Here is a 6,380-nt window from a genome sequence, read left to right as displayed (position 1 = left end):
GTCGACCGGCGGCGCTTCGGTCCCGCCGAGCTCGGCCACGCCCGCGCTGCCGGTCCACTCGCCCCGCTCGTCGTTCACGCGGAGCGTCACCCCGACGAAGCCGGAATCGACCATCTCCTGGATGACCCGCTGCAGCTCGGGGCGATGCTGCCCGGTCTGCGGGGTGAACTCGTCCTGGCCGGTACGGATGGTGGACATGATGGGCTGCTCCTTCAGAAGCTATTGATCGGGCGGTTGGAGTGTCACGGGGCCCGGAAGGGACCCCGTGACGTGCTGGAGTTGCGTAGGGCCGGCGTGGCCATCAGGCGGCGTCGAGGGCCTCGGTGATCTTGCGGGCCATCTCGGTCATGGTGGGGCTGGGCGCGCCCTTCTGGGACTGGACGGCGGCGTCGACGGCGACGGTGACGGTGCGGCGGAAGTTGTCGACCTCCTCCGGAGCCTGCTGCTGGAGCAGGGTGATGGAGGCGGTCAGGGCGGGCAGCACCTGGTCGGCGAGCGCGGCGACGGTCTTGCCGGTCAGGCCCTTGGGGGCCTTGGCGAGGACGTGCCCGACCAGGCCGGTGGCGGAGGTCAGGGCGATGGAACCGTTGGTGGCCGCCTTGTGGGCCGAGCCGGCGGCACCGGCGGCCGACATGAGCGAGACGGCGCCCCAACCGGCGATGCGGAGGGTGAGCTGGTCCTGGTCGGAGAGGATGATCGACATGATGGGGGTGCTCCTTAGCGTTTCGGTGGAACGGGCAGGCGCTGCACCGTTCATGGCGTTTACGATCGCCGACCGCTCTGATACGGGGCCGTCGCCGTGCTGACGCGACCGCTGACACCGACGACGACGCCGTTGGGTCGGTGAGACGCCGGACGTCTCCATCCGAGATCGCCCTCTGACAATCGACGTCGCGCGGGGATCGCCGGGCGGGGTCGGCCGGTCTTCGGTGGGCGGTGGCCATGGAGGCGAATCTGGGGGAGCTGCTCGGCGCGGAACGCGCTCTGCCGGCGGCATTCGTGCGCGGTACGTGGGCTGGATCTCCGTACCGGAGAGGCCAAGGAGGGCGACCCGGCTAGGACCGTCAGGGCCGAGGTGATCAGGGCATTGCTCCTGGGAGCTGCCGCGAGCGCGGGCGTCCGGGGACGTAGAGATTCTGGTACTGCGGCATCAGCCGGCTCGGCTGTGCTCCGCCGCCGGGTCGCTGCTCCCCGGCCGTTGTGGACGGATCGGGCGATCCTCACCGCCCTGCCCCGACGTCGCCGATGTCAGTTGTTCGTCACATTGCGGACGCTCCTGCGTTGGCACGCCGACCTGGTGCGGCGACGCTGGACTTACCCCGAGCATGGGCCGGGACGCCCACCGATCCGACCCACCATTCGCGCCCTGGTGCTGCGCCATCCGGACTGGGGATACCGGTGCATCGCTGGACAGATCGCCGGTCTGGGTCGGAAGGTCGCCCCGGCCACCGTGTGGGCGATCTTGAACAGGGCCGGCTTCGATCCGGCGCCGCGCCGCGGCGGTCCGACGTGGTCTCAGTTTCTGAAGGCTCGGGCGTCCGGGGTCTTGGCCTGCGACTCCTCCAGCGTGGAGACGGTGATGCTCGCGCGGCTGTACTGCTTCGCCGTCGTCGAGCACGCCACCCGGCGGGTCCACGTGCTGGGGGTGACGGCGAACCCGACCGCGGGCATCCACGTGGTACGAGACCCACTTCAAAAGGCATCGCGCGCATCAAGCTCTGCAGCAGGCCAGCCCGCTGCGAATACACCCAGGCTGCATGAGGGGACACGACATTCGGCACCCAAAGGATCAGCGGCCAGTTCTGATACGGGAAGATCGTCCCGTCCGTGAAATGCCGATCCGAGGGAGCGTTATGACCGAGCCTCAGTTGGCAGGATGGTCTGGTATCAATGGGCGTGGATGGGCTGATCTCGAGACGATCCGCATCAGGTTGGAAGCGGGTGCCGACCCCAACTCGGGCGTCTACGCCTTCGGTGGTTACGAGGGGAAGCCGCTGCACTTCGCGGCCGAATGGGGGACTCCTGAGACGGTGGCCGAGTTGGCCCGTCACGTCGACGACGTCGATGCCGAGTTCGACGACCGGACCGCCCTGTGGACGGCTGTGTTCGCCCGCCGTCTGGACAACGCCCGTGCCCTGGTCGCCGCCGGAGCGGACCCATGGCGGCCCATGATGGCCGGATGGTCTCCCGGGCGGCTCGCCCTCGCCGGTCCGACGCCCGGCCTGTTCCCGATCCCCGCCGGGCACCCCGGCCTGACCCCCGACGAGGCCGCGACGGTCGCGGAGGCGCGGCGGCTGATCACCGCACTGGAGAACGTCGACGACTACATGGGTGTGGCGTGCGTGGCGGATCTCACCGCGGCTGAGGCTGCGCGGCGGCTGGAAGCCCGGCCGGCCGACGACACCGCCATCGAGGCGCTCCTGGCTGATCCGTGGGCCGATCCCGATGCCCATCTGGGAATCGTCGGAATCACCGACGTCCCCGGCGGATGCGTCGTCACCCAACCCTGGGGATACGTCCCCTCCACCCCCGAAGTGACCGTGCCACTGTCCGAGGGAACCGTCTGCTACAGCCTGTTCGCCAACCCCAAGAGCGGCGACCAAGGGCTTGTGAGCCGCGATGGAGCGATCGAGGACTCCGACACACACATCCCGGCGGCGGCGACGCCGGTGGACACTTGACGGCCGACGAGATTCTCGCCGAATACCTCTTCCACGGCGAGGCCGTGGCATATTCGTGCGCCATGGCGGGACTGCGCCTGCCTGACGCTCGAGCCGTCGTCGGCCCGCCGGATCTGTGGTTGCGGCTGCCGGAACGAGACCGCTGAAGCCGGATGATCAAGTTCGTGACGATCCCATGATCGCCGCAGGCAGCGGCTCCCGAAACATCCGCAGGACGGTACGGAGAGCAGCACCCCGGTCCATGCCCAGGGCACGTTCCGCTGCGACAAGTCGCCGCAGGTCAAGTACCACAATAAGCGGGAGGCGGTTGCGTTCACACGGCGGCGGTCCCGGCGTTCGCGATGACCAGGAACGACGCCAACGCCCGGGGCACCGCCTTCTACGACCACATCAAGACGGCTCTCACCCCAGGCGCGAAGACCTACCCCGAACTCATGGTGGAGCCGATGACATGCCCGACAGCGCCGTCGAGGAGCCGGTCACCGCCCCGCGTCGGCCCCAGGCCCGCACCGAGGAGGACCTCACTCTCGTCCGCGCGGTCACCCCCGACCGCGTGGACACGGCGGTCACCAAGTTGCCGCCGGCCATCGACCAGGGTCTGCTCCGCCTGTCCTGCACCGGCTCGAGCGGACGCCGGGTCGACCTGCCCGAGTCGGGGCGGGGCGAGCTCACGGGCTGGTACATGGGCCACGACGGCCGGCGCGGCCGCTCTTCGGCCGAACGTTTCGCGGACGACTTCAGCGACCTCTGACCCGATCGCGTGGCCTTTCCGAGCGACCGCCACCCTCATGGTGGCGGCCGCATGCCAAGTCCCCCCACCAGCGTTTGCGCGCTGATCCCGCCGCCTGATCCGCCCACGGTCAGCAGCCCACTCTCCGGCTGCTCAGCGCGATGTCGTCCATCCACACGTCGAAGCCGGCGGGCGTGGGGTTCGCCTGGTAGAGCTGCCAGCCCAGCTTGACCGTGTCGAAGCGCGGGAAGACGAAGTCCACCGGGTTGCCGCCGTGCTCGCGGGTGGACACGGTGAGCTCCGGCTTGGCCACCCCGTCGAACCACAGCGAGATCCGGTTGTCGGCGGCGTCCATGCGCCACTCCACGCAGGTCCAGGCGCCGGCGACGGAGGGCGCGGTGGTTCGCCAGTTCGTCCAGTCCCCGGTGGGGCCGCCGTCCGCGCCGACGCCCCAGTACGCGGCTCCGCCGTGGGGTGGCGGGGCGTACTGGCCGCCGAGCGGGCGGACGATCTCGGGCCCGTCGCCGGTCGCCTCGACCAGCGTGTAATGCGCCCAGTCCGGTGCCGTCGGGAACGCGGCGACCCGCAGCCGGACGCGTCCGTAGAAGCTGTTGCCCGGCGCGGCGAAGTCGTCCACCTTCAGGAACGCGCGGCCGTTGCCCTCGGTGTGCACGCGCAGCACCTTCTGCCCCCGCGGCCCGCCGCGCTCGACGGTGAGCGTGCCGTGCTCGGTGTCGATCCCCCAGCGCAGGCTGCTCGCGCCGCCGACCGGCATGGCCTGGAAGTCCTCGCAGAACAGCAGGCTCGCCTTCGCGCACGTGCGCACGTCCGTCCGGGCCGAGGCGGCGGGGGCCGCCGCGGCGGCCGTCAGCGGCAGCATCAGGAACGACACAACGGCGCGAACTGACCATGTACGCACGACGACTCCCTCTGACGCGGATGCGGACGAGCGGGAGTAAGCTACGCCATCCGGCGCCCGGGGGAGGGCCCGCGGCGGCAGCCACCGACAACGGTGCTGGTAGAGCGGCTGTGACCGGAGAAACTTTCAGCGCCCAGGCCCGCGTCAGGGATCGGCCCGCCCGGCGAACCCGATGGGGACGGGTTACGCGGGCCTGGCGGCGGTCACGCGTCTCCAGGGTCGATATCCGGCTCGGGGGCGCGCAAGGCGGAGTAGTCGCCGGCGAACACCGCGGCCAGCACCTGGTTGACGCGCTCGGCGTGCACCGGCACCGACAGCGTCGCCTCACCTCCGCCCATCGCCGGACCGAGATGCACGATGACGCCGTCGCCGGTGTCGTAGGACTCGGTGATCCACAGCACCGGCAGGCGCAGCGGCCGCTCCTCGCTCCGCCAGAGCGCTCCCGTCAGCAGCTTCGGCGCGGAGCGGTGCTCACCCACCCGCTTGGTGGTGAGGTGGCGGCCGAAGCTGAGGGCGGCCGTGCACCGGTCGCGGTCGCACCACGAGGGATGGTCGTCGGAGTCGATCACGCGCCTCTCCTTTTCGTCGGGGGAAGATCGTCCGCCCCCGTTGTCCGCCAACAAAGATCGCTTAGTGTGGACAGCTGCCGGACTCCAGGGATCTTGCCGCAGCCGGCGTGATCAGGCCAGGTACGAACAGGACGGTAGGGGCACTGTTGTGGACGATCTGCTTGAAACGCTCGACACTCTGCTGGTGATCGTCCTCGGCTCAGGACTCTGGCTCGGGATCATCTGGTTCTGCGAGAACATCCTGGGCGGCGGCGACAGCGGGGGCTCTTCCGGCGCTGGGGGAGCGGGCGGCGACTTCGGCAAGGACGACGGCTTTGACGGTGACGGATATGGGTGTGGTGGGGGAAGCGGCGACTGACCGCTCCCGTCCATAGATGAAGAGACCCCGCCGGCGTGTGCCGGCGGGGTCTTGACGTGCGGGTGCTCGGAGCCGCCGGGGCGCGTCCCTGCGGGGACGGTCAGGAGGCGGCTGCCGGGTGCGGGTCGCCGAGGTACGGGAACCGGTCCAGGGTGTCGGTGTGCGGCTGCAGGCCGGTGGGCGGGGCCTCGTTCTTGGTGAGGAACGCGACGCGGATGTCGATGACGTCTTCGGTGAAGGTCCGGCCATTGGGATACGCGGCCGGCTTGGACGGGTCGAAGCGCAGCACGTCCGGCAGCAGGCCGTGCTCCTCGATCGCGGCGATCGCCTCCTCGCGCGAGTAGCCGCCGGTGTGCCCCAAAAGGTGGACGAACTGGTCCGTCCAGTTGTCCCGGTCGTCGACCGGCTCACTGGCGTTGTAGTCCTCTTTGGTGTCGTCGGTGTTGAAGAAGCTGCTCATGGACGGGTGCCCGGCCCGGTCGGCGTGGACGAGCTCGCCGTCCCGCAGGACGCTGCACCGGCCCCAGATGTGCAGCTCGGGCTGGGGCGCCAGCTCCGCGGTCGGCAGCTCGATGGCCATGGAGAAGACGTTGGCCGTAGTGTTGGAGTCGACGCCGGTCCACGGGGACTGCCCGCTCAGATGCGGTGCGGTGAAGTTCCGCTTGCCGCTGGTGTCGAACAGGTTCTTGATCCCGTCGAAGTCGAAGAAGAAGGCGTCGCTGCGGCTGCCGGCGGCCACCTTGTACTCGCCGCTGCTGACCACGTTGGCCTGGGGGCCGAAGGAGACGGCCGCGTCCGACACGATCTCGGTGCCGGCCGCCTCGGGGCTGCGGGCCTGCGCACCCGTGGCCATGTAGACGCTGTAGGTCTGGGAGCCGTCGGCGGCCGGCGGGCTGAAGACCCAGCTGAAGGCGATGTCGGTCAGGTAGTCGCCGTCGTTGTCGATGTTCAGGCGGTACACGGCGTCGGGATGCAGGGCGTCCGCGTTGGGATTGGCGTTGAGGATGATGACGGTCCTGCCCGGATCGGCGGGCGCTGTGAAGGCGTACAGGTCGCACAGATCGAGGCGCTGGTCTCCGAGGGGTGGCCCGAGGCTGAGGCCGGTGAAGTGGTTGGACATGTC

Annotated in this window: 9 protein-coding genes and 1 pseudogene; 4 read left to right on the top strand and 6 right to left on the bottom strand. The window is 69.9% G+C overall.

Annotated elements, in window-relative coordinates; all coding sequences use genetic code 11:
* The 3 genes and pseudogenes from ACTWPW_RS42775 to ACTWPW_RS42765 all read right to left on the bottom strand — a co-directional run.
* Positions 1-198, bottom strand: a pseudogene (locus ACTWPW_RS42775) (alkaline D-peptidase); the annotation flags it as partial.
* Positions 199-301: 103 nt separating this feature from the next.
* On the bottom strand, positions 302-703 hold the full coding sequence (locus ACTWPW_RS42770; RefSeq protein WP_443172059.1) for a hypothetical protein: 402 nt from the start codon (positions 701-703) through the stop codon (positions 302-304).
* 812 nt (positions 704-1,515) lie between these two features.
* Positions 1,516-1,671, bottom strand: coding sequence for a hypothetical protein (locus ACTWPW_RS42765; RefSeq protein WP_443172058.1), 156 nt, complete (start codon positions 1,669-1,671; stop codon positions 1,516-1,518).
* A gap of 182 nt (positions 1,672-1,853) precedes the next feature.
* Between ACTWPW_RS42765 and ACTWPW_RS42760 the strand changes: the two genes are divergently transcribed.
* The 3 genes from ACTWPW_RS42760 (at position 1,854) to ACTWPW_RS42750 (ending at position 3,432) form a co-directional block, all read left to right on the top strand.
* Complete coding sequence (locus tag ACTWPW_RS42760; RefSeq protein WP_443172057.1) at positions 1,854-2,681, top strand: ankyrin repeat domain-containing protein; 828 nt, start codon at positions 1,854-1,856, stop codon at positions 2,679-2,681.
* On the top strand, positions 2,678-2,827 hold the full coding sequence (locus ACTWPW_RS42755; protein ID WP_443172056.1) for a hypothetical protein: 150 nt from the start codon (positions 2,678-2,680) through the stop codon (positions 2,825-2,827). The genes ACTWPW_RS42760 and ACTWPW_RS42755 overlap by 4 nt, the downstream gene beginning before the upstream one ends.
* A 305-nt stretch (positions 2,828-3,132) precedes the next feature.
* Positions 3,133-3,432, top strand: coding sequence for a hypothetical protein (locus ACTWPW_RS42750; RefSeq protein WP_443172055.1), 300 nt, complete (start codon positions 3,133-3,135; stop codon positions 3,430-3,432).
* Between the two features lie 109 nt (positions 3,433-3,541).
* Here ACTWPW_RS42750 and ACTWPW_RS42745 read toward each other — a convergent pair whose 3' ends face one another.
* Positions 3,542-4,330: a hypothetical protein gene (locus tag ACTWPW_RS42745; RefSeq protein ID WP_375118252.1), complete on the bottom strand. Its 789-nt coding sequence runs from the start codon at positions 4,328-4,330 to the stop codon at positions 3,542-3,544.
* A 203-nt stretch (positions 4,331-4,533) separates the two neighbouring features.
* Positions 4,534-4,899, bottom strand: a complete 366-nt coding sequence (locus tag ACTWPW_RS42740) for a hypothetical protein (RefSeq protein ID WP_375118251.1) — start codon at positions 4,897-4,899, stop codon at positions 4,534-4,536.
* A 148-nt stretch (positions 4,900-5,047) separates the two neighbouring features.
* Here ACTWPW_RS42740 and ACTWPW_RS42735 point away from each other — a divergent pair, with 148 nt between their 5' ends.
* Positions 5,048-5,257: a hypothetical protein gene (locus ACTWPW_RS42735; RefSeq protein WP_375118250.1), complete on the top strand. Its 210-nt coding sequence runs from the start codon at positions 5,048-5,050 to the stop codon at positions 5,255-5,257.
* Positions 5,258-5,357: 100 nt separating this feature from the next.
* On the opposite strand, the gene ACTWPW_RS42730 is transcribed toward ACTWPW_RS42735, so the two are convergent.
* Positions 5,358-6,377: a DUF4331 family protein gene (locus ACTWPW_RS42730; RefSeq protein ID WP_375118249.1), complete on the bottom strand. Its 1,020-nt coding sequence runs from the start codon at positions 6,375-6,377 to the stop codon at positions 5,358-5,360.
* Between the last annotated feature and the right edge of the window lie 3 nt (positions 6,378-6,380).

This window comes from Nonomuraea sp. KM90 (genome assembly GCF_052246675.1).
GTDB lineage: Bacteria > Actinomycetota > Actinomycetes > Streptosporangiales > Streptosporangiaceae > Nonomuraea.
This window is presented reverse-complemented; position numbering and strand designations above follow the sequence as displayed.

Excerpts from the sequence above, each read along its gene's own strand:
- ACTWPW_RS42770 (WP_443172059.1), bottom strand. The coding sequence starts at position 703 with ATGTCGATCATCCTCTCCGACCAGGACCAGCTCACCCTCCGCATCGCC.
- ACTWPW_RS42765 (WP_443172058.1), bottom strand. The coding sequence starts at position 1,671 with ATGCCCGCGGTCGGGTTCGCCGTCACCCCCAGCACGTGGACCCGCCGG.
- ACTWPW_RS42760 (WP_443172057.1), top strand. The coding sequence starts at position 1,854 with ATGACCGAGCCTCAGTTGGCAGGATGGTCTGGTATCAATGGGCGTGGA.
- ACTWPW_RS42750 (WP_443172055.1), top strand. The coding sequence starts at position 3,133 with ATGCCCGACAGCGCCGTCGAGGAGCCGGTCACCGCCCCGCGTCGGCCC.
- ACTWPW_RS42730 (WP_375118249.1), bottom strand. The coding sequence starts at position 6,377 with ATGTCCAACCACTTCACCGGCCTCAGCCTCGGGCCACCCCTCGGAGAC.